The sequence below is a fragment of the Paenibacillus sp. 1A_MP2 genome, assembly GCF_052244825.1.
Lineage (GTDB): Bacteria > Bacillota > Bacilli > Paenibacillales > Paenibacillaceae > Paenibacillus > Paenibacillus vandeheii.
Genome location: NZ_JBQQCS010000001.1, coordinates 2,597,105 through 2,623,132, shown reverse-complemented (window position 1 = coordinate 2,623,132; position 26,028 = coordinate 2,597,105). Strand labels below are relative to the sequence as shown.

Annotated in this window: 15 protein-coding genes and 8 pseudogenes; all 23 read right to left on the bottom strand. The window is 47.6% G+C overall.

Annotated features, from left to right (window positions below; all coding sequences use genetic code 11):
• Positions 1-3: 3 nt before the first annotated feature.
• The gene (gene pgeF / locus ACTWJ7_RS12815) at positions 4-897 is read right to left on the bottom strand and encodes a peptidoglycan editing factor PgeF (protein ID WP_301877905.1); all 894 of its coding nucleotides are present in this window, start codon (positions 895-897) and stop codon (positions 4-6) included.
• A gap of 51 nt (positions 898-948) precedes the next feature.
• Positions 949-1,301 (bottom strand): annotated as a pseudogene (locus ACTWJ7_RS12810) (YlmC/YmxH family sporulation protein).
• 229 nt (positions 1,302-1,530) lie between these two features.
• Positions 1,531-2,313 carry an RNA polymerase sporulation sigma factor SigG gene (gene sigG / locus ACTWJ7_RS12805; protein ID WP_024628410.1) on the bottom strand — a complete coding sequence of 261 codons (783 nt, stop codon included), beginning with the start codon at positions 2,311-2,313 and terminating at the stop codon, positions 1,531-1,533.
• Between the two features lie 110 nt (positions 2,314-2,423).
• Positions 2,424-3,146 (bottom strand): RNA polymerase sporulation sigma factor SigE, encoded by a 723-nt coding sequence (gene sigE / locus ACTWJ7_RS12800; RefSeq protein WP_017687308.1) that lies wholly within the window; start codon positions 3,144-3,146, stop codon positions 2,424-2,426.
• Positions 3,147-3,157: 11 nt separating this feature from the next.
• Positions 3,158-4,136, bottom strand: a pseudogene (gene spoIIGA, locus ACTWJ7_RS12795) (sigma-E processing peptidase SpoIIGA).
• Positions 4,137-4,386: 250 nt separating this feature from the next.
• Positions 4,387-5,498 (bottom strand): annotated as a pseudogene (gene ftsZ, locus ACTWJ7_RS12790) (cell division protein FtsZ).
• Positions 5,499-5,649: 151 nt separating this feature from the next.
• Complete coding sequence (gene ftsA, locus ACTWJ7_RS12785; protein WP_024628413.1) at positions 5,650-6,933, bottom strand: cell division protein FtsA; 1,284 nt, start codon at positions 6,931-6,933, stop codon at positions 5,650-5,652.
• A 290-nt stretch (positions 6,934-7,223) separates the two neighbouring features.
• On the bottom strand, positions 7,224-7,991 hold the full coding sequence (locus ACTWJ7_RS12780; RefSeq protein ID WP_301877908.1) for a cell division protein FtsQ/DivIB: 768 nt from the start codon (positions 7,989-7,991) through the stop codon (positions 7,224-7,226).
• A 58-nt stretch (positions 7,992-8,049) separates the two neighbouring features.
• Entirely contained in the window at positions 8,050-9,333 is a 1,284-nt protein-coding gene (gene murA / locus ACTWJ7_RS12775) for a UDP-N-acetylglucosamine 1-carboxyvinyltransferase (protein WP_079349612.1), read from the bottom strand.
• 17 nt (positions 9,334-9,350) lie between these two features.
• Positions 9,351-10,255, bottom strand: a pseudogene (gene murB / locus ACTWJ7_RS12770) (UDP-N-acetylmuramate dehydrogenase).
• Between the two features lie 148 nt (positions 10,256-10,403).
• Positions 10,404-10,889: a UDP-N-acetylglucosamine--N-acetylmuramyl-(pentapeptide) pyrophosphoryl-undecaprenol N-acetylglucosamine transferase gene (locus tag ACTWJ7_RS12765; protein WP_443146371.1), complete on the bottom strand. Its 486-nt coding sequence runs from the start codon at positions 10,887-10,889 to the stop codon at positions 10,404-10,406.
• A 258-nt stretch (positions 10,890-11,147) separates the two neighbouring features.
• Positions 11,148-11,512, bottom strand: a pseudogene (locus tag ACTWJ7_RS12760) (glycosyltransferase); the annotation flags it as partial.
• A 7-nt stretch (positions 11,513-11,519) separates the two neighbouring features.
• Complete coding sequence (gene spoVE / locus ACTWJ7_RS12755) at positions 11,520-12,617, bottom strand: stage V sporulation protein E (protein WP_285078090.1); 1,098 nt, start codon at positions 12,615-12,617, stop codon at positions 11,520-11,522.
• Between the two features lie 48 nt (positions 12,618-12,665).
• Positions 12,666-14,084: a UDP-N-acetylmuramoyl-L-alanine--D-glutamate ligase gene (gene murD / locus ACTWJ7_RS12750; protein ID WP_443145504.1), complete on the bottom strand. Its 1,419-nt coding sequence runs from the start codon at positions 14,082-14,084 to the stop codon at positions 12,666-12,668.
• Positions 14,085-14,087: 3 nt separating this feature from the next.
• Complete coding sequence (gene mraY, locus ACTWJ7_RS12745; protein ID WP_024628420.1) at positions 14,088-15,056, bottom strand: phospho-N-acetylmuramoyl-pentapeptide-transferase; 969 nt, start codon at positions 15,054-15,056, stop codon at positions 14,088-14,090.
• Positions 15,057-15,068: 12 nt separating this feature from the next.
• Positions 15,069-16,481, bottom strand: coding sequence for a UDP-N-acetylmuramoyl-tripeptide--D-alanyl-D-alanine ligase (locus ACTWJ7_RS12740; protein WP_301878423.1), 1,413 nt, complete (start codon positions 16,479-16,481; stop codon positions 15,069-15,071).
• Positions 16,481-17,967, bottom strand: a pseudogene (locus tag ACTWJ7_RS12735) (UDP-N-acetylmuramoyl-L-alanyl-D-glutamate--2,6-diaminopimelate ligase). The gene ACTWJ7_RS12740 and the pseudogene ACTWJ7_RS12735 overlap by 1 nt, the downstream one beginning before the upstream one ends.
• Before the next feature lie 128 nt (positions 17,968-18,095).
• Positions 18,096-20,058: pseudogene (locus tag ACTWJ7_RS12730) on the bottom strand (stage V sporulation protein D).
• A 92-nt stretch (positions 20,059-20,150) separates the two neighbouring features.
• Positions 20,151-22,480, bottom strand: a pseudogene (locus tag ACTWJ7_RS12725) (penicillin-binding transpeptidase domain-containing protein).
• Positions 22,481-22,613: 133 nt separating this feature from the next.
• A complete protein-coding gene (locus ACTWJ7_RS12720) occupies positions 22,614-23,042 on the bottom strand; it encodes a hypothetical protein (RefSeq protein ID WP_301877917.1) in 429 nt (142 codons plus the stop codon).
• 27 nt (positions 23,043-23,069) lie between these two features.
• Positions 23,070-24,020 (bottom strand): 16S rRNA (cytosine(1402)-N(4))-methyltransferase RsmH, encoded by a 951-nt coding sequence (gene rsmH / locus ACTWJ7_RS12715; RefSeq protein ID WP_301877918.1) that lies wholly within the window; start codon positions 24,018-24,020, stop codon positions 23,070-23,072.
• An 18-nt stretch (positions 24,021-24,038) separates the two neighbouring features.
• Positions 24,039-24,476 carry a division/cell wall cluster transcriptional repressor MraZ gene (gene mraZ, locus ACTWJ7_RS12710; protein WP_017687291.1) on the bottom strand — a complete coding sequence of 146 codons (438 nt, stop codon included), beginning with the start codon at positions 24,474-24,476 and terminating at the stop codon, positions 24,039-24,041.
• Positions 24,477-24,751: 275 nt separating this feature from the next.
• Positions 24,752-26,017 (bottom strand): adenosylhomocysteinase, encoded by a 1,266-nt coding sequence (locus ACTWJ7_RS12705; protein WP_301877920.1) that lies wholly within the window; start codon positions 26,015-26,017, stop codon positions 24,752-24,754.
• Between the last annotated feature and the right edge of the window lie 11 nt (positions 26,018-26,028).

The window sequence follows — 26,028 nt, the reverse complement described above, 5'->3', positions numbered from 1 at the left end:
GGGTCACCTCTCTTCCAGCCCAATCCAGCTCGCCATTCTCCCGGTAATGCCATTTTCTTTACGATATGAGAAAAACAGCTCGGGATTGCAGCTTGTACACCAAGTTGTACATTCGATATGATCCGGCAATATTCCTGCTTTCATCATAATGTGTCGATTGCATTCTTTCAAGTTTAACATCGTTTTGCCATTTCCGGCTGGCCGATACACTTGATTTGATGCAGAGTTCTTGTATTCATCATTACCCGAGGAATGATCCAGCCAAACTCGTACATGCTGCATAACTGCTTCATCCACTTCATAACAGCAATCCCCAATCGAGGGACCAATTGCAGCACGGATATCCTGTCTGCGACTTCCATATTCCTGCTCCATCTTTTCAACCATCGATTCGGCTATACCTGCAACTGTACCTTTCCATCCCGCATGAGCAAGCCCCACCGCTTGTTGTACGGGGTCATAGAAATAAAGGGGTACACAATCTGCATAAAAGGAAGTCAGCAGCACACCAGGCACATTGGTGACCAAACCATCCGTATCCTGCAATGCAGACTGCCGATCCAGCAAACCTTTGCCCCGATCATCAGCTGTAATTACAGTTACATGTTTCCCATGTACCTGTTCTCCACAAGTCCAGGATTCCAAAGGGAAACCCAACTTTTCAGCTACAAGTTTACGATTATGTAGCACGTCAGCCGGATCATCCCCAACATGATAGGCACAGTTGAGACTGGCGTAAGGCGCGCTTCCGACACCACCCTGCCTTGTCGTAAAACCGGCTTTCACATGCTTAAACTCCAGTTTCCACGGCTCCACATATAATAACAACGGGTCAGGACCCCAATTAGAGTTCTGGCTTCCCGACCGTATTTCCTTATCCAAAATAAACGGCTCCATCCTCTCACCTCACAACTTCCAGTGTACCAAATGAACCCCGTTCTGTCTCGATTATATCGTTCGGCGCTGGCTGCGATCTAGCCGTTCGATTCGTTCCGCCCGGTCCATGCGGTTGTTCTGTTCGTCATACAAGCGGGCTTCACGGTCACGCTCATCATAGGTAGTTTCCTTCATTTCATCCATTTTAACCAAAATGACATCCGAACCGATCTTCACAATGTTTCTCCATGGGATAATCAGATCCGTTCCCCGCCGAACAGCCCCATAAAACGACTATAACCCGGCACAACAATCGCTTCGATTCGTCCCTGTTTCAGATCCAGCTCCAAATCACTAATCTGACCCAGACGTTTGCCATCCGTAATGTTAATAACATCTTTAGTTTGAAAATCCGAAATTTTCATCCCGCTACCCACCGGTTCACCTGTGTTCACTTTCATATGGTCCCGCCCCCGATTAATCCGCTTCTGCCCGTTCTCCGCTTCTATACAATATATGTTTCATACGCGAAAAATGTCCTCTTTTTCAGAGGAAACTGAACAAATTCACTTCCACTGGTGTCGAAATGCAAAAAGCAAAAAGACGATCCAAGGAATATCTCTTCCCTTGGATCGCCTCCTGGCTTGCCCCTTGTTACGACTTCACATGTTTCTGCATTTGTTGTATCGCTGATTTCTCCAGACGGGATACCTGCGCCTGGGAAATGCCAATTTCATCAGCCACTTCCATCTGGGTTTTCCCTTCGAAAAACCGCATCGACAGAATCATTTTCTCCCTTTGACCGAGACGGTGCATCGCTTCACGCAGTGCAATTTCCTCAATCCAGGACACATCCTTGTTTTTGTCATCACTGATCTGATCCATTACATAAATCGGATCTCCACCATCATGATAAATCGGTTCGAAGAGCGAAACCGGGTCCTGAATGGCATCCAATGCAAAAACCACATCTTCCTTCGGTACGTTCAGTACCTCAGAAATTTCGAATATCGTCGGTTCACGAGAGTTTTTATTCGTCAGGCTGTCACGCACCTGAAGTGCTTTATAAGCAATGTCCCGCAAAGAGCGAGATACCCGAATGGGGTTATTGTCGCGCAGGTATCGACGGATTTCACCGATAATCATCGGCACCGCGTAGGTTGAAAATTTGACATTCTGGGATAAATCAAAATTATCAATGGCTTTCATCAGGCCAATACATCCAACCTGGAACAGATCATCGACAAACTCTCCCCGATTGTTAAAGCGCTGAATGACACTGAGTACAAGACGCAGGTTGCCATTCACTAATTTCTCTCTTGCTGAGCGATCATGGTGTTGCTGAAGGGAATGAAACAATTCCCGCATTTCTGTGTTGGTGAGGACAGGCAATTTTGCGGTGTCCACGCCACAAATCTCGACTTTGTTTCGGGTCATCGTGATTTACCTCCCAAGGAGAAACATTAATGTACATTATCTCCGGGCAGGCTTTTTTATTCGCACTTGGCATCCTTGCCATTAATACCCATTATGAAAAATGCTCCTGTTCAGACCATCTTGTTGAACTCCTTACGGAGTCTTTTAATGATTCTTTTTTCGAGACGGGAGATATAGGATTGGGAGATTCCAAGCAGATCGGCGACATCTTTCTGTGTCTTTTCTTCCCCATCTGTCAGCCCAAAACGAAGCTCCATAATCATTCGTTCCCGCTCGGTTAATTTTTCCAATGCCTTATGCAAAAGCTTCCGGTCTACCTGTTCTTCAATATTCCGATAGATTGTATCGTTCTCTGTACCGAGTACATCGGACAATAATAGTTCATTTCCATCCCAATCAATATTGAGTGGTTCATCAAAAGAAACTTCTGTACGAATTTTGCTGTTACGTCTCAGGTACATCAAAATTTCATTTTCGATACAACGGGAAGCATAGGTAGCCAGCTTAATTTTCTTTTCCGGGTCAAATGTATTAACTGCTTTAATTAACCCAATCGCACCGATAGAGACGAGATCCTCGATATTGATACCTGTGTTCTCGAATTTGCGCGCGATGTATACCACCAGCCGCAGGTTACGTTCAATCAACATGGCACGAATCGCCGAATCGCCTGAAGACAGCTTTTGCAACAAAAACTCTTCTTCTTCACGTGTTAATGGGGGCGGTAACGCCTCACTGCCTCCGATATAATAAATCTCTTCACTTTTTAAACCAAGCAGAAATAATAAACGATAGTACTGCAGCTGCGCCACCAGTTTCCATTTTACAAGCATGTACGTTCCTCCTATACCACATTCAGCGGCTTTTCTGTTGCTCCCGCAGAGATAGCCGTAGACTGCGCAGAAGCGGCGTCTTGCACAAGCTCAGGGTGAATCACGGCCTGGTATTTTCCATCGGATGACAGTACGCCCCGTCCAACCCTATTAATACCTTTGTCGTCTCATAACACATCTCATCCATCGTTACCTTCACCCGGTCTGGCTTCATCGCCAGCATAAACGCAGTTCCTTTGTTAATACCTCGATAAGGTACCAGCCTTAAACGATCCTGCCAGTGAAAATCCTCCTGATCGAGCTCCATGATAAGGTTGTCCGGCGCCTCATCCTTCAACCTGCCCTTCCATGCAGCAGGCAGCATGTCTTGCCATAACGATACCTCCATGACCATAACGGGCATTCGTGAAAGGGGGTCTGTGAGTTGATTTCCTGTATCCAGAAGGCCTGTACAAGTAATAGTCACCTCGTCAATAAAAACCTCCACTTTACCCAAGTACGTTGTCATTCGGTCTGTTTTACGTTTCGAGCTCTGCACGGCTTTGAATAAAAAAAGCACGGCAAAAAAGACGACAAACGTGAACCAGAAGGCGATTTTCAGATCAAATGACATTCCACCCGATGCTGTAAACCATATGCCGTTGAACAATTCCCGGAGCTTTGGAGCATGTAATGTACACCCAGAATTCCTCCGGCAGCGACAAAATTGATCACATAGAAGGTGCCCAAAGTCCGTATAAATGCCTGAAGACCCGTAAACCCAAATGCAATACTCAGCATCACCAGAGACAATCCAAACTTGATCAAAAAGGTGAACATAAAATCAAACTCCGGCACAAACATCATGACGACGTACAACGCACCGACGATCGCGGACAGCAACCATCTCCACCAGACCAGCTTCGTTTTGCGCATCCAGGCCGTCAAGCCGATGAGTGCACCGTCAATACACAGGTTCGTCAAAAAAATAAGATCCACATAAACTACCACATTCTTCACCTGCCTGCGCGCAGCATATCGAAATAACGTTATCCGATATTCATGAGCATATTCACAAGTATAAGGAGCGCACTTTTCAAAGTCTGTCTAATCATGGGGGACCCTTTCAACTTTTTTTGTCGGAATTACTCAGGCCCCTTGTTCAGAATTTGTTCAATGATGTGTGATAAAATGTAAAAAAATAAAAAGACCCGGTGGCTCCATCAGGAGTACCGGGTCTTCATTGAAATCGATTAACGTATTAATCGTTATTATTATTGCGTGAACGATTGCGTAAAAATGTCGGAATATCCAGCTGATCACTGCTCGGCTGATTTCCGAATGGACGCAGGTTCGGCGAACGGTTATCCGCAGGCTCACTTGCGGGAGTCGGTTTACGTCCAGGTGGTGGTGAAGCAGGTTTATCTTCAAAGCCAGTCGCAATGACCGTTACTTTGATTTCCTCCTTCAGATCCTCATCAATGATCGCACCGAAGATCATGTTTACTTCCGGATCGGAAGCGGACGTAACGATCTCAGCTGCTTCATTAACTTCATACAGGGACAGGTTAATGCCACCCGTAATGTTCATGATAACGCCGCGTGCACCTTCGATGGACGTTTCAAGCAAAGGACTCATAATGGCTTTGCGTGCTGCTTCTGCTGCACGGTTTTCGCCAGTCGATTCACCAATCCCCATCAGCGCAGATCCACGCTCGTGCATGATCGTTTTGACGTCTGCAAAGTCAAGGTTGATCAGACCCGGTACTGCAATCAGATCGGAGATACCTTGTACCGCTTGACGAAGCACGTTATCCGCTTGGCGGAATGCTTCCAGCATCGGTGTCTTTTTGTCAACAATCTCAAGCAAACGATCATTAGGAATGACGATCAGCGTGTCCACTTTTTCCTTGAGAGCTTCAATACCTTGCTCTGCATGGCTGGAACGTTTACGTCCTTCAAATGTGAACGGGCGAGTAACCACACCAACGGTAAGTGCGCCACACTCTTTGGCGATTTCGGCAATCACCGGAGCCGCACCAGTACCCGTTCCGCCGCCCATACCGGCTGTCACAAATACCATGTCTGCACCTTTCAAGGTATTCATGATCAAATCGCGGGATTCTTCCGCTGCTTTTTACCTACATCCGGGTTGGCGCCAGCGCCAAGACCACGGGTTAATTTATCACCGATTTGCAATTTATGCTCGGATTTTGCCAGGTGTAATGCCTGTGCATCCGTGTTCACCGTAATAAATTCTACACCTTGTACACCATTTTCAATCATTCGGTTGACTGCATTGCTTCCGCCGCCGCCTACACCGATGACTTTAATTTGAGCCAAGCTCTCCATCTCGAAATCAAATTCCAACATATTATTCCATCTCCCCCTCAATGTGCATGGATGGCCCGTCCAATTTTTGATTTGAACCGAATCAATTTCATATATCGACGAACGAAAGCGTTTATTTTAGAACCAGCGCATTCAAACGGCTTCAAGAATTGTATGAAATAGATCCAACCTGTTATATAAATTCACTAAACATATTTTTCAGCCGTTCGAACAGACCTGGTTTCTGCTCCGATTCCTGGGCCGCATTCGGCTTAGGACGGTTGGTCGGTTTTTTGTTATTATTGTTGTTATTATTATTTCCACCGCCGTTGTTGATCGAGGGACGAATACGCAAACTGCGGATTACACTGTGCAAAATACCGACACCGCTTGTATAGCCCGGGTCACGCACACCAATATAATCCGGCACCGCAACTCGTACCGAAGCAGCAAGCTCATGCTGAGCTACCTGCAGAACACCCGGCATAGAGACCGTACCTCCCGTTAGTATATAACCTCCCGGAAGATCATTGTAACCAAGACGCTTCACTTCTTGAGAAATCATCTGGAATATTTCCTGAACCCTAGGTTCGATAATAGCCGCCAGATCCTCTTGAGAGAACTCCTTGTCTACATTGCTGCCGATCCGTGTTACTTTGAACATGACATCCGCAGCAGCGTCATCCAGCCATGCGCAGCCATATTTCAGTTTTACCTTTTCGGCTTGATCTGTTAATGTGCGCAAACCATAGGCGATGTCATTGGTTACAAACTCCCCGCCAATAGGCAGGGTTGAAGTTGCAACGAGACTGTCTTCTTCAAAGATGGCGATGGTTGTAGCCCCTGCTCCGATATCAACAAGCACGGAACCCATCGTTTTTTCATCTTTGGACAAAGCCAGCTGACCTGCTCCAAGTGACATGAGTACCAGATCACTTACTTTCAGACCCGCTTTTTCCACGCAGCGCAAAAGATTATGTATCGCGGTTTTTGCACCCGTAATGATGGTCGCCTCCACTTCCAGACGAACACCAATCATACCACGGGGGTCCTGTATGCCTTCCAAGCCATCTACAACATACTGCTTGGCTACAACATCAATAATTTCCCGTTCCGGTGGGACCGCAATCACTTCGGCTGCTTTCAACACCCGCTCCATGTCTTCTTCTCCGATTTCACGATCCTCGTTAGACACTGCCACGACGCCGTGACTGCTCATCAGTCCGATATGATTTCCCGAGATTCCAACATATACTTCGGATATTTGAATACCTACCATACGTTCTGCATGATCCACTGCATTGCGGATCGATTGCACCGTCTGATCGATATCTACGATTACACCTTTGCGAATTCCCTCCGAGTCGGCAGATCCAACTCCAATAATATTAAAGGTTCCATTATTCATTTCCCCAATAATAGCGCGAATTTTGGATGTACCGATGTCCAAACTAACAATGATGTCATTGTTGCTCAAGTCTGTGGCACCTCCTGACTCCAAATAGTAAAATACGTTCGGGTTTAAACACTCTTAAAACATATTCAACACACTTTAGGCTTTCCCTCTTTTTCTACAATTTTTTTGGGTGCCAAGATCTGGTTGTGAGACATAAAACCTTGAAGAAAAAGAAGGAGGCAACTTAGGTGCCATATTCAAGTGTATCATTTTTTCTTCGTCTCAGAAAGAACAACTTTCACTGGATAAGAGGGGCTAAACCCCGATCCCGCCTGGTTTTGAATGCAGCTTAACCGAATTAAAGGCGGAAATCAGGGAGTTGCTCCTGGTTCAGCATCTTCTTCCGGGTTATCCGGAATGAAAGGCACGTACGTATCGGCCTCCAGCATCGTGATTTTCCCTGGCCGTTCCGTCTCAATGACCTGGTTAAGATACTCTACCTTATCGGACAATAGAGAGACGGTTGTAATCACTTCAAACTGTGACTTGGTATACATCCGAATCTGATCCGGGAATGAAGGCGTAGGATTCGGAATAATCTCTGAAATATCCGTCGTTAGTTCATTCGGGATCTTGGCCAACGCTTCACTCAGCTTGGCCTTGAGCGGATCATCAGCCTTCCATTGGGTTAATATAGGTTTCTCTACGGCAACTCCAATGGTGGCAGGAACCGTTAAGCTTGTCCCGCTTGCCAGTATGGCTTTTAGCGTACCGTCAGAACCAAGTTCATACGCAACCGTTGGATATTCCTGCACCTTGATAAGAATAGTACCCGGAAATTGTTTATCCACAGTTACGGTTGATATAGCCTTGATCGTTTTCAGACGCTCGATCACATCCGCCGAGCTTATCCCAAAAAACTGTTCGCCCTCCTTCAGACCGCTTTTCTCCAGCAGTTCCGAAGTTGTTGTGTATACATTACCCGTAATCTCAATTGCCGAAATCCGACTCATCGAAGAACGAAAAAAAAGTACAGCAAGTAATACAATAAAAAGAAGTAAGAGAATAAAAACAATTTTACGGCTTGTGTTTCGTTTGGGCCGATTCTTCTTCAGAACCGGAATTTGGCTTTTAGGCATAGGTCGCGCTCCACAAAGCCTCCGGCCCCCTTCCCTTAAGAAGGGGACTCAAAGGACGTTAATTGGCAAAATCCAGCTGCTTCGAAACGGGGGACTGTCGCTCAACCGAAGCTCCCAAACTCTGAAAGAGCTTCTCGATACGATCGTACCCTCTATCAATATGATGCACTTGCTCCACAACCGTTTTTCCCTGGGCAGCAAGGCCAGCAATGACTAATGCTGCACCTGCACGCAGATCGGTTGCTTCCACTGTAGCCCCGTACAAACGGGGAACGCCACGGATAAATGCTGCATTCAGGTCTACCGAAATATCGGCACCCATGACATTCAGCTCATCCACATGTTTGAACCGACCCTCGAATACCGTTTCCTTCATCACACTAAAACCGTCTGCCAGACTGAGCAGCACCATAATTTGCGACTGCAGGTCTGTTGGGAATGAAGGATACGGAGAAGTCACAATGCGGTCTACTGATTTGGGACGGCTCATACAGCTCACCGTCATTATATCATTGCAGACTGTGATTTGAACACCAGTACGCTTCAACACATGTATAAGGGAAGTAAGATGAGCCGGATTGCAGTGTGTAAGCGTTACATTCCCTCTCGTTGCTGCGGCCGCAATCATCACCGTTCCAGCAACGATCCGATCCGGTATAATTTCATAAGAGCAAGGCTTGAGTTTCTCCACACCACTAATCGTAATCGTATCCGTTCCAGCACCGATAATTCGTGCACCCATCGCATTCAGAAAATGCTGCAGATCCTGTATTTCTGGTTCTCTGGCTGCATTAAATATCGTTGTTGTACCCTCAGCCGTAACGGCAGCCATCATAATATTTTCTGTGGCTCCTACGCTGGGGAAATCCAGATGAATATCTGTACCTACCAGCTTACGCCCACGGCAAATGATCTGCTGATCCAGCTCTTCAATCGAAGCTCCGAGCGCTTCCAGGCCCCGAAGGTGAAGATCAATTTTGCGTTCCCCGATAGCACAGCCACCTGGCTGGTATACAGATACTTGCCCAAACTTAGCCAGCAATGGTCCCATTAAAAAAATGGAAGAACGCATCTGTTTCATGAGATCCTCAGGCACATCATATGACCGGATGGACGACGTATCTATCGTCACTGTTCCCTGTTCATGCCGACACGTGCATCCAAGTCGTTCCAGGATATACAGCATCACTTCGATGTCCAGCAAGTGCGGAACGTTGTGCAGCGTAATTTCTCCGTCTGCCAACAAACTTGCGGCCATGATCGGTAAAGCTGCATTTTTTGCTCCATGGATGCGTATGGATCCTGAGAGGGGTTTCCCGCCTTCAATCACCAATTTGTCCAATGTATCACCTCCGGGGTTTACCGTTCACCCACTACGAAGACTTCCGGTACCAGGTTAATACCGTTTTGAGATGATATAGTGCTCTGAATCTGCTGCATTAGGGTGATAACGTCCTCTGCTGTTGCTTGGCCTGTATTGACAATGAAATTGGCATGCATGGTGGATACCTGTGCGCCTCCCTGAGTCTTACCCTTTAGCCCCGCTGCTTCAATCAGACGGGCGGCATGATCACCAGGTGGATTCCGGAATACACTGCCAGCACACGCCATCTGTAGTGGCTGTGTACGGCGCCTACGGTCTTTGTAAGCTGCCATTGATTCCGAAATGACTTTGCGTTCTCCCTGCTGAAGTGCAAATGTAGCCTCCAGCACGATGCCTCTCCGGTCATGCAGAACAGAGTGGCGATAAGCAAATTCCATGTCCTCCTTGCTGTAACGTACCAATTCCCCTGTCTCCAGTACAATCTCAGCGGATTGAAATATCCGTGACACATCCGATCCATGGGCACCAGCATTCATATATACGGCTCCCCCGACCGTTCCGGGGATGCCGCTGCCAAATTCCAAACCGGTCCACTCTTTTTTGCAGCAACAACACTGAGTTTAACAAAGGAATGTGCCGCTCCGGCAGTTACCCCGCCCTCGTGAAACTCGGCATAATCAAAGCCTTCTCCCGGTTTCACAACAACTCCGCGTATTCCCTTGTCGGACACCAGCATGTTTGAACCCCGTCCAAGCTGCATCCATGGGATCTGATGCTTGTGCAGTAATTGGATGAGATTAACCATCTGCTCTTTGTTTTCCGGTATGACCAGCGCATCTGCAGGACCGCCGATCTTCCATGTGGTGTATTTGGCTAGCGGCTCGTTTTCAAGAACATTGCCGACATTGTTCTGGGATAGTAGCGATATCCACTGCTGCATATTAACATCCTCCTTTACTTCAAAACCAATGAGCACGGCAGTTTACATTGCTGCTGGCCGTGTTGCGTCGCCATGGAACGATTGTCACGATTTATAGGGTATCTTATGTCAGTCCCGCCGTGTGTGTGACAATCGCCCAAAACGCACTTTAACGCCCTGCAGCAAGACGCCGAATCTCGCTCACAAGTACCTCGGCTGCATCGGGTTTTCCCAGTTTCCTGGAGGCCTCTGCCATCCTTTTGCGCGCCGCTTCGTCATTCATAATTCCAGCAATCGCTTTATATAGCCCCTGGCCTGTCAGATCCTTCTCCAGCATCGTAACCGATGCGCCTCCACCCTCAAGCGTGCGGGAGTTTGCCTCCTGATGATTATTCGTCACGTTAGGTGACGGAATCAGGATGGATGGAATTCCGAGCGATGTGATCTCGGCAAGGAACGAAGCCCCAGCACGATTCACGATCAGCGATGTGCATGCAAGAACTTCGGGCATGTTGTGGACGTAGGGCAGCACATGCAGATGATTCGGCATCGTTCCAAGGGAGCTGCGGATCGCTTCACGCGTTTCGTCAAAATAAGAATCACCTGTTACGTAGACCACGTGCACATCTTCAAGCTTGGCCAGCATCGGTGCCATATCCACCATAGCTTTATTGATTGCCTTCGCACCACGGCTGCCACCAACCACAAGAACTACTCGGCTGTCCATAGGTACACCCAGTGTCGCGAATCCGCGATCACGGCTGGCTTGAGCTACCGTGGTAGCCCTTGGATTGCCGGTATACACAACCCTTTTGGCTCCAGAGAATGCTTTCTCCGAACCCTCAAAGCTAACTGCGACCGTATCCACATAACGTGTAAGGAACTTGTTGGTTAGTCCGGGAATGGCATTCTGTTCATGGATGACACTCGGAATACCGAGTTTGGCTGCCGCATACACGACAGGCCCACACACGTAGCCCCCGTACCGATGACAACATCGGGTTTGAATTCCTTGAGCATTTTCTTGGCTTTGCGTACACCTTGCAGAAATCTCATTACCGTCTTCACGTTGTCAAAGGATAATTTCCGGCGAAAACCTGTAATATCAATCGATTGAAATGGAATATTCTCTTGTGGCACCAGTTTGCTTTCCAGTCCACGGGTACCACCGATATATAAAAATGTCGAGTCGGGATTCTCCGCCTCACATTGCCTTGCTATCGCAACGGCCGGATAGATATGTCCACCGGTACCGCCGCCGCTTAGAACGACTCGCATCGTACATTCACCTCGCATAACGGGATAAGTTCAATAATATGCCTAACGCTGTCAACATCAAGGTCAGAGATGAACCGCCATAACTGATGAGTGGGAGTGTAATCCCCGTAACCGGCATAAGCCCGATGACCACACCAATGTTGATAATGACCTGCACAGCGACCATACCCACAATGCCTACGCCCAGAAGGCTGCCAAAAGTATCCGGTATCGTCATCGCTACGCGCATCCCTCTCCACACCAGGACCAGGAACAGCAATAATACAATCATTCCACCAATGAAGCCAAGCTCTTCTGCCAAAATGGAAAAAATAAAATCCGTCTGTGGTTCGGGTACATAACTGTATTTTTGTCGACTCATACCCAGCCCCAAGCCCGCAAGTCCTCCAGGACCGATCGCATATAAAGATTGAATAATCTGATATCCTGCACCAAGTGGATCAGACCACGGGTCCAAAAAAGCCGTTATTCGCTGCAATCTGTACGGAGCTGCCGCAATCAGCCCGGCAAACCCTGCTACACCACCGAGGGCAAGCAGTAATAGATGCTTCATCCGTGCTCCTGCTGTGAAAATAATGAGCATTGAAGCACCCAGCATGACTGTGCCTGTCCCCAAATCGGGCTGAAGCATAATAATACCAAAGGCCAAACCAATCAGGCCGAGCGGTGGCAGAAGCCCCGTCGTAAACGTTTTGATTTTACCAGGCTCCTTGCTTAACCAATGAGCCAGAAACAGGATCATACCCAGTTTCATGAATTCTGAAGGTTGTATGCCGAATGAGCCAATGCCCAACCAGCTTCGTGCCCCTCCGCGAACCACTCCGATGCCAGGAATCAGCACCGCAATCAGCATTATAAAGCAGGCAATCAATATCGGCTTTGCATACTTTCTCCAGACCCGGTAGTCCACATTTGCCGTAACAAACATGGCAGCAAGTCCAAGTCCGGCGAACAACAGCTGTCTTTTGACAAAGTAAAATGAATCACCGTAGTCATGAAAAGCAAGCACCGAGCCCGCACTGTATACCATAATAATGCCGATGGCAAGCAATGCCAGAATACAAATTAGGAGCCAGAAATCCGGCGCCGGTCGCGTCTGTTTCATCAGGAGGCCACCCCTTGCATGGAAGTAGGGGCTTTTCCACCCCCCTACTTACAAGTTATGCGCCGCCTCTTTAAAAATGCGTCCCCGCTCTTCATAGGAAGCAAACATGTCCCAGCTTGCACACGCCGGTGATAACAAGACAACATCACCTGGAGCTGCAAACTGTGAAGCTTCCTGCACGGCAGCGGTTAACGTCCGGGCAGCGTCCTCCTCATTATCGACGACCTTAATTTGCTTTAATCCCGCCAGTTCCGCGACTTTGGCAATTTTCGCTCTTGTCTCTCCTAGAGCAACCACAGCTTTTACACGCTCCTGGAACAAGGGCAGCAGTTCCATCATGTCTGAACCACGATCCAGTCCTCCGGCAATGAGCACAACCGGTTCCTTGAATGAGTTCAGCGCCATTACAGTTGCCTTGGAATTGGTTGCTTTAGAATTGTTGTAATATTTGGCTCCATCATGTTCAAGTACATACTCAAGACGGTGTTCAACCCCCTTGAAATCAGCCAGAGGCGCAGCAAGCACAGACGGGTCGGCTCCAGCGGACACAGCAATAGCTACTGCTGCCAATGCATTTCCCACATTGAATCGTCCTGGGAGTCCGATGTCTTCCACATCAATAATGATATGATGGTTTCCCTGACCGTCTGCATAGATCACCTGGCGCTTCACGTCATCCTCTTCCCCATCCACGTATGGAGGATCAGCATATACCCCTGCTTCAAGCTTCTCTGTCAGCGAGAATGGGAGCAGTCTTGCTTTGATATAAGGAACCAGTCCACGGCATACTGGATCATCCCAGTTCAGGATAGCTACATCCTCCGGTTGCTGGTTGGAGAATAATTTGGATTTGGAAGCCACATAATCATCCATGTCCCCATGGTAATCCAAATGAGTCTCCGCTACGTTTAGCAGACTGGCAATGCGCGGACGGAAATCGGATGTGCCTTTCAGTTGGAAACTGCTAAGCTCCACCACCATCCAGTTATCCGCAGAAGCCTGCTCTGCCGCCTCACACAATGGTGTTCCAATATTACCGGCAACGATCGGTTTCAAGCCGGCATGCTCCAACATGTTGCCTACCCACGTTGTTGTAGTCGTTTTCCCATTAGACCCAGTGATTCCGATCATAGGTGCAGCGCATAAATGATATGCCACTTCCACCTCAGTCACCACTTCAATGCCTAAGGCAAGTGCCTGCTGCACAGGAGGCGCATGGTAAGGAATACCCGGATTTTTGACCACAAGCTTCACATCACTGTGAATCAGATCGTCCGGATGCCCCCGCATACAACAGAAATTCCCAAAGCCTCCAATTCGGATGCTTCGGGACACTGTTCTCTCTCTTTTATCATTGACTGTAACTATTGCGCCGGCACGATCCAGCACTTTGGCGACCTGCACGCCGCTCTTGGCCAGTCCAAGCACGACGATTTGTTGCCCACGATATGTTTCCGGATGATTCATTGTCTACAACCCCTTGTTGAGATAAAGTCCAAGAGCGGCCAAAATGGCACCTACCGCCCAAAAAGTGATGACAACTCGCCATTCCGACCAGCCACTCAGTTCAAAGTGATGATGAATCGGACTCATTTTGAATACGCGTTTGCCACGAGTTTTGAAGGATACCACTTGGATAATAACAGACAGGATTTCGATGACGAAAATACCGCCAATGATGACAAAGAGAAGTTCTGTCTTCGTTACAATCGCAACGGCACCGATCGCACCACCAATTCCAAGTGATCCCGTATCTCCCATAAACACTTTGGCCGGGTGTGCGTTATATACCAGGAAGCCTAGTACCGCACCAATCATCGCCGCCGCACATACCGCTGCCGGCATAGATGTTGCCTGCATCGCTACAATGGCAAATGCCCCAAAAGCGATGGCACTCACGCCGGACAACAAGCCGTCCAGACCATCGGTAAAGTTGACTGCATTCGTGATGGCAAGCATCATGAATACGACAAACGGATAGTAGAACCATCCCGTCCAGTCGAAGGAGAAGGATGTACCTGGAATCGATATGGCTGTGCTGTGGCCGTTCTGAATCAGCAAGTAGCACATCACGGCACTGAAAAACAACTGACCAATCATCTTTTGTTTAGCGGTCAGCCCCAGTGAACGTTTGAATACAATCTTGATGTAATCATCCAGGAATCCGATCAGACCGAAACCGAGTGTAGCCACAAGCAGGACATAAAAGTCCGTATTTTTGACCGCTGAAAATTTCAAAAAGGCCAATGTGAACGCGAGTAAAATAACAACTCCGCCCATTGTAGGTGTTCCACTCTTTTTCAGATGGCTCTGTGGCCCATCTTCCCGAACCTGCTGTCCGAATTTCATTCGACGCAGCAATGGAATCAAGAGCGGTGCGGCGATCACCGCCAAAATAAATGAAACACCGATTGTTAACAGTAATACCTGAAAATCCATGGGTTCACCCCTCTAGTCTACTCTATTCTGTAATGGAGCTATTTTTAGCGCTTCGACCACATCTTCCAGCTTCATGCCCCGGGAGGCCTTAAACAAGACAACGTCTCTGGAATGAAGATTCTCCAGCAGATAATGAGTCAATTCTTCCTTGCTCTCAAAAGCGTGCACGGCTTCCGCTGGCATGTTTTGTCTTGCCCCTTCTGCAATACTCGCTGATAATGGGCCATAAGCCAGCACCATATTCATTTTATCGGGTGTGATGTATTCACCGATTCCCCGATGGAGCTCATGCTCCTGAGGCCCCAGTTCAAGCATGTCACCAAGCACGGCTACTTTGATCCGATACCCCTTAAGGCTCTCCAGCACATCCACAGCTGCTTTCATAGAAGTCGGACTGGCGTTGTAAGCATCATTGAGCATGGTCAAACCACTGACACCGTTAATAATCTCGATTCGCATGCCGGTTAATTTCAGACGTGACAGTCCTGCCACAATCTGCTCAGCGGCCACTCCGAAATGACGGGCAACCGCTAATGCAGCAAGACAGTTGACCACATTATGTGTCCCCAGTAATGGCATTGTAAGAGCAACTTCTCCAGACTGCTTGGTTGTAAAAGCGACCCCGCTCTGCGCATTCATGATTCCGGTAGGATAATCATCATTATCTGCCTGCAAGCCGAATGTATACCGCTGGAGCCCTTCAGGGAGCTTAGTGGCTGGCTCTGCCAGAACCTGCTCAATCAACGGTTCGTCTCCGTTATAGATCAGTAGCCCACCTGGTTTCATGCCAGCCGCAATTTCAACTTTGGCCCGAGCAATCTCCAATCGAGATCCCAGTTGAAGCAGATGGGATTCACCAATATTCGTGATGATCGCGACATCGGGCTGGGCGATTACAGATAACTCTTCGATCTCTCCTCGGCCACTCATGCCCATCTCCAGAATGACGATCTCCGTATCCGGCTCCATGCTTAGCACGGTGAGCGGGAGACCTATATGGTTATTGAAGTTGCCTTGAGTTTTATGCACTTTGAATGTGGTAGACAGAATGGCATCCACGATGTCCTTTGTTGTTGTTTTACCATTGCTGCCTGTAATGCCTACAACGGAGGCCTTGTTTTCTTTTAAATAGGAGGTCGCAAGCTCCTGCAAGGCAACAAGGGTATCCTCCACAATAATCACAGCACCTTGAGGTGCAGTTCCATGATCCTTTTGCCATAATGTCCCGGCAGCGCCCTTCTCTAAACAGGTTTGCACAAATTCATGTCCGTCAAACCTTTCGCCAACTAGCGGGATAAAGAGACTGCCTGGAACGGGCTTACGCGAATCTGTAAATACACCTTCAACACCAACATTACCATAAGCAGCAATGTCAATTAGTGTTCCTCCACACATCTCGGCCAATTGTGCCAATGTTCTTTTTATCAATTGGATTTGCCCCTTATCGCTTCTTTCGCTATGATCCGATCATCAAAGTCCGTTTTAGTTGTGCCGATAATCTGATAGGTTTCATGCCCCTTGCCCGCAATCAATACTACATCGGCAGGGCTTGCCATTTCAATAGCTTCATGAATCGCCTGGCGCCGATCCACAATCATGGTGTAACGGTCAGATTCAATGGCGTCTTCAATCAGGCCTTGTTCAATATCCTTGAGAATCAGATCGGGATCTTCTGTCCGCGGATTGTCGGAAGTGACAAATACAATATCACTATAGTTTGCTGCAATTTTGCCCATTAGAGGTCGCTTCGTACGATCTCGGTCACCACCGCAGCCAAATACACAGATCACACGTCCTTCAGCAAATTCCTTCACCGTCCGCAATACGTTCTCCAGGCCATCTGGAGTATGCGCATAGTCAACAATGACAGCAAACGACTGTCCTTCGTCAACAGCCTCAACACGTCCATCTACGCCAGGAACCGTCTCCAAGCTACGTTTGATCTCCTCCAGCGGAATGTCCTCAACCAGAGCAGCAGCGATGGCAGCCATTGCGTTGTACACATTGAATTTACCTACCATGCGTAAACGAATATCGGTGCTGCCTCTGAATGTGTCTACATGGAAAGAGGTACCCTGCGAAGTAATTGAAATTTGGGATGCGCGTACATCCGCATTGTCCTCCATGCCGTATGTAATTACTTCAGCTGCCGTTACAGATATAAAATAGTCTGCAGCGGGATCATCTGCGTTGATCACTGCAAATTTGCGTTTGGAAGCATCCGCAGTATATCCGTTACCCAATCTTGCAAAGAACAATCCTTTGGCTCCGCGATATTCTTCCATGGAATGATGGTAATCCAGATGATCCTGCGTCAGGTTGGTAAATACAGCCGTACGGAATTCCGTCCCTTTTACTCGACCTTGTTCCAAAGCGTGGGAGGAAACTTCCATTACACAACAGTCCGTGCCCGCTTGCACCATATCATTCAGACTGCGCTGTAAATCAAGTGCTTCCGGTGTAGTGCCTGACATCGGGTACGTACGCCCGTCATAACGCATTTGAATAGTCCCGATTAATCCTGTTTTTCGACCAAAATCACTCATGATTTTTTCAATTAAATAGGTAGTCGTTGTTTTCCCGTTGGTTCCCGTTACACCAATCATATTCATCTTGCGGCTTGGTGAGTCAAAAAGGAATCCGCCAGTACAGCCATAGCGAAACGGCTGTCTTTTACAAGCAGCTGCGGTACAGGCAGATCCAGCTCTCGTTCCACAACCAGAGCGACAGCTCCAGCGTTTACGGCCTTCTCGGCATAATCATGTCCGTCAACCGTATGCCCCGGAAGACAGATAAACAGATCTCCCGGTTGTACCTGGCGAGAATCTGTCTGTAGGTTTTGACATTCTGTATTTGGTTCGCCAATGATACGGGCGGTTGTCAGCATTGATAAAAGTTGTTTTAAAAGCACATGAATAACCTCACTTTTTCCAAGTTTACTTCAATTTCAACAGTTCTGTATTCATTACTATCGTCAACACAGCCAATTAATGAAACGCAACTCCGTGCATTTTGTTGCGGTGGAGATCAAGAGCCCGATCAGGGCTCTTGTCCTTCCTCCTTGGTATGGTCATGGATATCATTCAGTACATCACCCATATAGATGCGTATGGTAGAACCCTGATCGACCCGTGCTCCTGGCTTTGGAGCCTGGTTAATGACATATTTTCCACTGCCGGATTTGGCCAGCATAAAATTCATATTCAGATCCTCATACAAGTCTTCGACCGTAGCTCCTGTCAGATCGGGAACCGTCACGATTTTCGTTTCTCCATACTTGTATTCTTTGGCTACCTGATCCTTCCGAACAGGAACATTCATATAATGCAATGCATCCTCCAGAATGTTCTGTACGATCGGTGCGGCAACCACGCCGCCGAACTGAATCCCTTTCGGGTTATCCACCGCAGTATAAACAACAATCTGCGGATCATCTGCCGGAGCAAAGCCAATAAAGGATACAATATGCTCGGTAGAGGAATAACGTCCATTAATTACTTTCTGGGCTGTACCCGTTTTGCCGCCAACCCGGTATCCATCAATAAACGCCGGACGTCCCGTACCCTTGGCAACTACACTCTCTAGCGCTTCACGTACTTGCTTGGACGTATCTTCCGAAATGACTTGACGAACCAGTTCCGGCTTGGCCTCTTCCATCACTTCACCCGTTTCCGGATGAACCCATGCCTTTGTAACATAAGGCTTGTATAGTTTACCACCATTAATGGCTGCTGACACAGCCGCTACTTGCTGAATCGGTGTAACCGAAACGCCTTGACCAAAAGCAGTTGTTGCAAGCTCAACAGGTCCGACCCGTGACAGTTTGAACAGAATCCCGCTGGCTTCACCGCTTAAATCGATGCCTGTTTTGGTCCCGAATCCAAAGTCTTTGATATAGGAGAATAGCGATTCTTTACCCAGTCTCTGACCCAGTGCAACAAATCCAGGGTTACAGGAGTTCTCCACGACTTGGAGGAAGGTTTGACTTCCATGGCCACCCTTTTTCCAGCAACGCAGGCGAGCGCCTCCAACTTCAACAAATCCGGGATCATAGAACTGATCCTGCGTCAGATTTACTTTCTTCTCTTCAAGTGCTGCTGCGAGCGTAATAATCTTAAACGTTGAACCGGGTTCGTACGTCATCCAGATCGGTAAGTTCCGGTTGTATACATCGGCCGGGTATTGCTGATAATCCGCTGGTTCATATCCGGGTCTACTGGCCATGCCAAGGATTTCACCCGTTTTGGGGTTCATTGCAATGGCAAGCGCCGAGTTGGCCTGGAACTTGACCATAGCCTGATCCAGCTCACGTTCCATGATGGACTGAATCGATTTATCAATAGTCAGCTTCAGGTTCAGACCGTCCTTCGGTTCCACATACTTCTCAGATGAGCCCGGCATTAGCCTTCCGGCCGCATCGGACAAGTAGGACACACTGCCATTTAAACCGTTCAGCTTATCATCATATCTTTTTTCTACACCCGTTAAGCCCTGATTATCAATGCCCGTAAAACCGAGAATATGCGCCGCCAAATCATCATAAGGATAAAAGCGTTTATTATCCTCAGCAACAACGATACCCGGAAGCTTCAAATCACGGATGTGCTGAGCTTTCTCCATCGTAATTTTGCGGCCACCGGGTTGTAGTCTTACAATCAGTTCTCTTTTTTGATGGTTGCCAGCACTTTCTCTTCGGTCATCCCCAGCAAAGGAGCGAGTGCTCTTGCTGTTGTCTCTGCTTCCTTCACCTGGGCAGGAATCGCCATAATGGTCGGTGTAGTTATATTGTAGGCAAGAGAGGTTCCGTTTCGATCCAGGATCTCTCCCTTTTGGCTGAATAAGGAATATTCCGCCGCCAAGACTCCTCCGCTTTCGCGGATAGTTCCGGTCCTTTTCCCAACTGTACATAAGCAAGCCTGATCACCAAGGCTGAGAATAACAGAACTAAAATCACTAAACTCCACAACAGCCTGCGCCGCAGATTTACGCTTGACCCCTTCACGAAAAGATCCCCCACTCGTCCCAAAATCATGATTGTGTTCCATTCATGAATATTCAGGACAACCGGGGGTTAGAACAAGCTGTCAGTGATCTCTATGGGAGCGAACCCTCGTCCGATGTGTTGGCAGACGATTTTGTCTCATTTGAAGGTGGTTTTGTAGTATCCGTTTTGCCCGTTTCTTCGGTGTTCTCCGTACCATTAGCTGCTCCCTGATTGTTAGTCTCGTCACCTAATGCTGGATCAGAAGACTCGGGGGCTTCATCTGCTATACCGGTAACTGCCGCTTTGGCCGTCTGCAGCGAAAGCTCAACCGTTCTCTGTTCGCCTGATACCTGCTCCGTTTGTTTCACGACATATCCTTCGCCTTTAACGGTTACCCCCACTTTCATAAGAGAAAGAACTTCAAGGGCATCCCGGAGAGATTCGCCAGTCAGATCAGGAATCTTCATCTTGCTGCTCTCTTCGGTGAGCAGATAAATTCGCTGGCCAGGATTCATGGCTGCACCCGCCACAGGATACTGGCGAATGACATTTTCACCTTGACCAAGTGTCTCATAGGCAATTCCTGCGTTCAATAATTGGCTTCTGGCCTGTTTGGCTGTTTTACCTGACAGATCAGGAGCTTTAGCTTGAACGACCGGAGTTGTTTTTGACTTTTTGTCAGTGGTCTTCACCGTGTCTTTGGGAACTCCCATATACTGAAGAGTCTGGCTTACAATCTTCTTGAATACCGGAGCTGCTGCAGTCCCTCCGCCAATATTGGATCCATCAGGCTGGTCAATCACAATCAACATCGCGATTTTGGGATTATTAACAGGTGCAAATCCGATAAAAGAAACGACATCCTTCGATTTGCTGTATGTCCCGTTCACAACTTTTCTTGCTGTACCCGTTTTACCAGCCACGCGATAACCTTCAATGTATGCATTACGCCCTGTACCAATTGTTTGGTCTGCTACTACCTGTTCCAGATACCCGCTCACCAGTTTGGAAGACTCCTTGGAAATAACCTGACGAACAACCTTCGGCTTAATTACTTCTGATGTACCGTCATTTGGATTAATAATTTCTTTTACCAGATGCGGTTCCATAAGTTTGCCACCGTTGGCAATGGCCGAAATGGCTACTACCTGCTGGATTGGCGTTACCTGTACAAGACCATGACCATATGCTGCTGTGGCAATTTCTGATTTATAAACCAGCGGCTTGATTGGTGAGGCCGATTCACTCGGCAGATCAATGCCCGTCTTTTTACCAAAACCGAATTGGTCTATGTAATGACGCAACCGTTCACCACCAAGCATGTTATAACCCAGATTAACAAACGCAATGTTACTTGAACGTTTGACACCTTCCAAGTAGGAAATTCGGCCATAGGCGTGACCGTTATCACTAATTGGATAGCCACCGATGTATACCCGTTTGGATTCAAATGTTGCATTTGGATCAAACAGCTTCTCTTCAACCGCACCCGCCAGAGTAACAATTTTAAAAGTAGACCCTGGTTCATAGATGGATTGTATCGCATGGTTAATAAAGTTTTTCTGATCCGGCGTTTCCCCATACGTATTAGGATTAAAGGTCGGCCAATTGGCCATCCCTAAGATTTCCATGGTGTTAGGATCTGCTGCGATGACAGTCATGCTCAGTGGATTGTACTGGGCTACCGCTTCTTTCATCGCTTCTTCGATGTAGTACTGAATGGTATCATCTAACGTCAGCTTCAGATTGTTCCCGTTCTGCGGAGGAAGATAACTATCCTGGGAGTCAGGAAGCTTAATACCTTTGGCATCCTTCTGATAGTTCAGATAACCATCTGTACCTGTAAGCTGTTCATCATACGAAACCTCAAGTCCATTAACAGCCTTGCCATCACGGCTCATGTATCCCAGTAGATGAGAGGCGAGCGTTTCCTCGGGATAATATCGCTTCGACTCCTGTGTCATAACAATCGCGTTTTTAGCCTTGTAGTCATCCTGCAGTTTTTCACGAAATGCATCTACTTTAGCAGCCAATTCAGGGCTGATTTTATACCCTTCACTGCGAACTTCACGTTGCTTGTAGAACTTCCCATCCTTATCTTTAGCTGTTACAAGCGAACGCATTTCGCTCTCGTTTTTCCCCAACAAACTAGACAATTCTTTAATGATCACATCTTCAATCCCGAACTCGTTAATCAGAGCCGGATTCACAGACACCGTGTAAGCAGGTGCATCCGTCGCCAGAATGTTGCCATTGCGGTCTGTAATTGTCCCGCGACTTGCCTTGATGGTTTGTTCGCGTTCGACCAAACCAGCCGCTCGCTCCTGCCAAATACCGCCATTAACAACCTGAATAAAAAAAATGCGGGTTATTAATACAAGAAAAAGAGGGTAATACATCCCCCTATAAGCAGCGTGCGCATCTTTATTCTTTTTACCATCGGTACACCTCTTTTACTTCAGCATTTTGTATATTTCAATTCCAGCTCACTCCCAAGTGCAAGATGTTGTCGAACAGGAGCATTTCGATCTCATCTTGCTTGGAAGTCTCGTTATGGATTGATACAAAATGTTCTAGTTATTTGCTGTATCCGAAGACGAATCAGTACCTGCCGAATTCGTTGTACTTGTTGAACGAGGTACAAAAATGACATCCTTGCCGGAAGCCTCAACATAACCAAGTTTGCGAGCATTCTCGATGACCAGATTGTTCAGTCTTTCTTTTTCCACTTGCAGATCTGCAATGGTTTTCTCTGCTTCTCTCACATCGGACAATGTCGTCTGTGCCTGCTTATTCAGATCATAGATGTGAGCATAACGCGACATCATTACACCACCCACAACAATGACTGCGAGCAAAGTGATCAAATACAAAAATTTCTCGCGTGCCGGAAGACCGGTACGACGGGTCACCACTTTGGTGGTTTCCTTATACCGCTGCTGGTTCACACGTTCTTGGGACGCTTTTTCTTTCACTGCTAAATTACCACGTGTATATGCCATACTCCGACTCTCTCCTCCGCTCTTGGTTTACAGTTTCTCGGCTACGCGCAGCTTCGCTGAACGAGCACGGGAGTTTTCGGCCAGTTCCGTTTCCGTTGGAATCAGCGGTTTTCTGTTCACTAAACGCATGACACCCTTACCGCCGCAAACACACAACGGGAAATCGGGAGGGCATGTACACTTCTCCAAATAACTGCTAAAAATCTGTTTGCAAATCCGGTCCTCAAGTGAGTGAAAAGTAATAACAGATACACGTCCGCCGGGTGCCAAGCACCGAACGGCCTGGTGTAACCCCTCTTCGAACGCGCCCAGCTCATCATTAACCGCAATTCGCAATGCCTGAAAGCTGCGTTTCGCGGGATGTCCTCCAGTTCGACGGGCCGCGGCCGGAATGCCTTCTTTGATCAATTCCACCAGTTCACCAGTAGTCTCAATCGGGGATTGCTTTCGTTTTTCAACAATGACACGAGCAATTCTTCTAGAGAATTTCTCTTCACCATAGCGATACAAGATGCGGGCAATCTCCTCTTCCGGCCATTCATTAACAATCTCTTTGGCGGTAAGGGATGCATCCTGATCCATACGCATATCCAACGGAGCATCGTGATTGTAGCTAAATCCACGTTCTCCTTCGTCGAACTGCGGTGATGATACCCCCAAATCGTACAAAATACCGTCTACTTGCGGCACGCCATCTTTCATCGGTACTTCCAGATCTTTCAGAACCTGTTCCAGATCACGAAAATTGGTTTTGACCAATGTAATCTGCTCTCCATACGGAGCCAATTTTTCACGCGCGTTATCCAAAGCCCAATCATCCTGATCCAGTGCGATCAGACGCCCCCCTGGACCGAGCTTGGATGCAATAACGGAGCTGTGTCCGCCACCGCCTAAAGTGCAGTCCACGTATATACCGTCCTGCTTGATGTTTAAACCCTCTGTTGCCTCTTCTTTGAGTACGGTTATGTGGTGAAACAACCTGCACCCCTCCTGACTTTATAGATCAAAATTAAAATCGACCAGCTTTTCGGCAATGTCGTTGAATGCTTCTTCGGATTGATTGAAATAACTCTCCCATATGCCTTTGCTCCAAATCTCCACCCGGTTCGACACGCCAAGAACAACGCAATCCTTGTCCAGCTTGGCATACTCTCTAAGATTGCCCGGCAAATTTACCCTGCCCTGTTTATCCAATTCACATTCGGTGGCACCCGAGAAAAAAAACCGGGTAAACGCACGTGCATCAGATTTCATCAATGGCAGTGCTTTGAGCTTCTGTTCCATGACCCCCCACTCCTCCATAGGGTACACGAAAAGACACTGGTCCAAACCCCGTGTGACAACGAAAGACGGTCCCAGAGATTCGCGGAATTTAGCCGGAATAATGACCCGACCCTTATCATCAATGCTATGTTGGAACTCCCCCATAAACATTGGCCCACTCACTCCTCACCCGTTTCTCCCACTTTGCCCCACTTTCCACCACCTAAGCATAATAGATTCGAACAAAAAAATCAAAACCCTTCTTGCTTGCTTTACTTTTTTTAATTTAGTAATCGCAAAAAAACGTCTTTGATCCTGTCACTCAGGATCAAAGACGTTTCCCGTTTACGGGCAATTGCACGTACACCCGCATATGAGCCGTATCATTAATAAACCATTTTAAACCCTTTGAAGCACTTAATCAGCTTGTAATTATTGGATGCCTCTTAAAATTTCCAGCTGTCCAGATATTTTTCCTGCTCGGCTGACAGGGAGTCGATGGCAATATTCAAGCTTTCCAGTTTGTAGCTGGCAACCTGTTGGTCAATGTCATAAGGTACGTTAACAACGTTTTTACCTAGTTCCGCATAGTTCTCGCTCACATAACGCAGACCCAGTGCTTGCAATGCAAACGTTGTATCCATAATCTCGGCTGGGTGTCCGTCGGCTGCACCCAGGTTTACGAGACGTCCTTCAGCCAGCAAATACATTTTACGGCCATCTTTGAAGCGATATTCTTCAATGTTGCGGCGTACGGTACGAATCGATTCGGAACGTTTAGCAAGTTCAGGTTTGTTCACTTCCACGTCAAAGTGACCCGCATTACTCAGGATTGCTCCATCCTTCATCACATCATAATGCTCTCCAGTAATCACATCTTTATTGCCGGTTACAGCAATGAAGAAATCACCCAATTTTGCAGCTTCCACCATCGTCATCACACGGAATCCGTCCATATGTGCTTCTACGGCTTTAATGGGATCAATTTCAGTTACGATTACACTGGCTCCTAATCCTTTAGCACGCATCGCTACACCTTTACCACACCATCCGTAACCGGCTACAACTACGTTCTTTCCTGCAACAACCAAATTGGTTGTACGGATAATACCATCGAATGCAGACTGACCTGTACCGTAACGGTTATCAAACAGGTATTTGCAATAAGCGTCATTGACTGCAACCATCGGGAAGCGCAGTTGTCCTTCTTTCGCCAAAGCTTTCAGACGAATGATGCCCGTTGTCGTTTCCTCTGCTCCGCCACGAATGGTGGCAGCAAGATCAGGACGTTCGGATGCAATAATGGTGGCAAAATCGCCGCCATCATCAATGATCAGATCAGGTTTCACTTCAAGTGCCCGGAGTTGCAATTCCTTGAACTCTACAGGGTCCGGATTATGTTTGGCATAAACGGTAACGCCGTCTTCGACCAGAGCAGCACAAACATCGTCCTGTGTTGATAATGGGTTGCTGTGTGTAATCGTTACTTCTGCACCACCCGCTTGAATGACTTTCGCCAGATAAGCTGTTTTGGCCTCAAGATGAAGGCAAATGGCTACTTTCAAACCTTTAAACGGAAGATCCTGTTCAAATTGAGAACGAATGCGGTTCAACACCGGCATATGCGCTTCTACCCAATCAATTTTCAGATGACCTTCCGAAGCGAGTCCCATATCCTTAACGATACTGTTTTGCAATGCAGGGGTAGCCATTCCTCATCCTC

Coding starts and splice junctions, on each gene's coding strand:
- ACTWJ7_RS12765 (WP_443146371.1), bottom strand. CDS start 10,889: ATGGCACCGATGCTGGCCAAGCTTGAAGATGTGCACGTGGTCTACGTA.
- pgeF (WP_301877905.1), bottom strand. CDS start 897: ATGGAGCCGTTTATTTTGGATAAGGAAATACGGTCGGGAAGCCAGAAC.
- ACTWJ7_RS12705 (WP_301877920.1), bottom strand. CDS start 26,017: ATGGCTACCCCTGCATTGCAAAACAGTATCGTTAAGGATATGGGACTC.
- ACTWJ7_RS12780 (WP_301877908.1), bottom strand. CDS start 7,991: ATGCCTAAAAGCCAAATTCCGGTTCTGAAGAAGAATCGGCCCAAACGA.
- ACTWJ7_RS12720 (WP_301877917.1), bottom strand. CDS start 23,042: ATGGCATATACACGTGGTAATTTAGCAGTGAAAGAAAAAGCGTCCCAA.
- sigG (WP_024628410.1), bottom strand. CDS start 2,313: ATGACCCGAAACAAAGTCGAGATTTGTGGCGTGGACACCGCAAAATTG.
- spoVE (WP_285078090.1), bottom strand. CDS start 12,617: ATGAAACAGACGCGACCGGCGCCGGATTTCTGGCTCCTAATTTGTATT.
- mraY (WP_024628420.1), bottom strand. CDS start 15,056: ATGGATTTTCAGGTATTACTGTTAACAATCGGTGTTTCATTTATTTTG.
- mraZ (WP_017687291.1), bottom strand. CDS start 24,476: ATGTTTATGGGGGAGTTCCAACATAGCATTGATGATAAGGGTCGGGTC.
- sigE (WP_017687308.1), bottom strand. CDS start 3,146: ATGCTTGTAAAATGGAAACTGGTGGCGCAGCTGCAGTACTATCGTTTA.
- murD (WP_443145504.1), bottom strand. CDS start 14,084: ATGAATCATCCGGAAACATATCGTGGGCAACAAATCGTCGTGCTTGGA.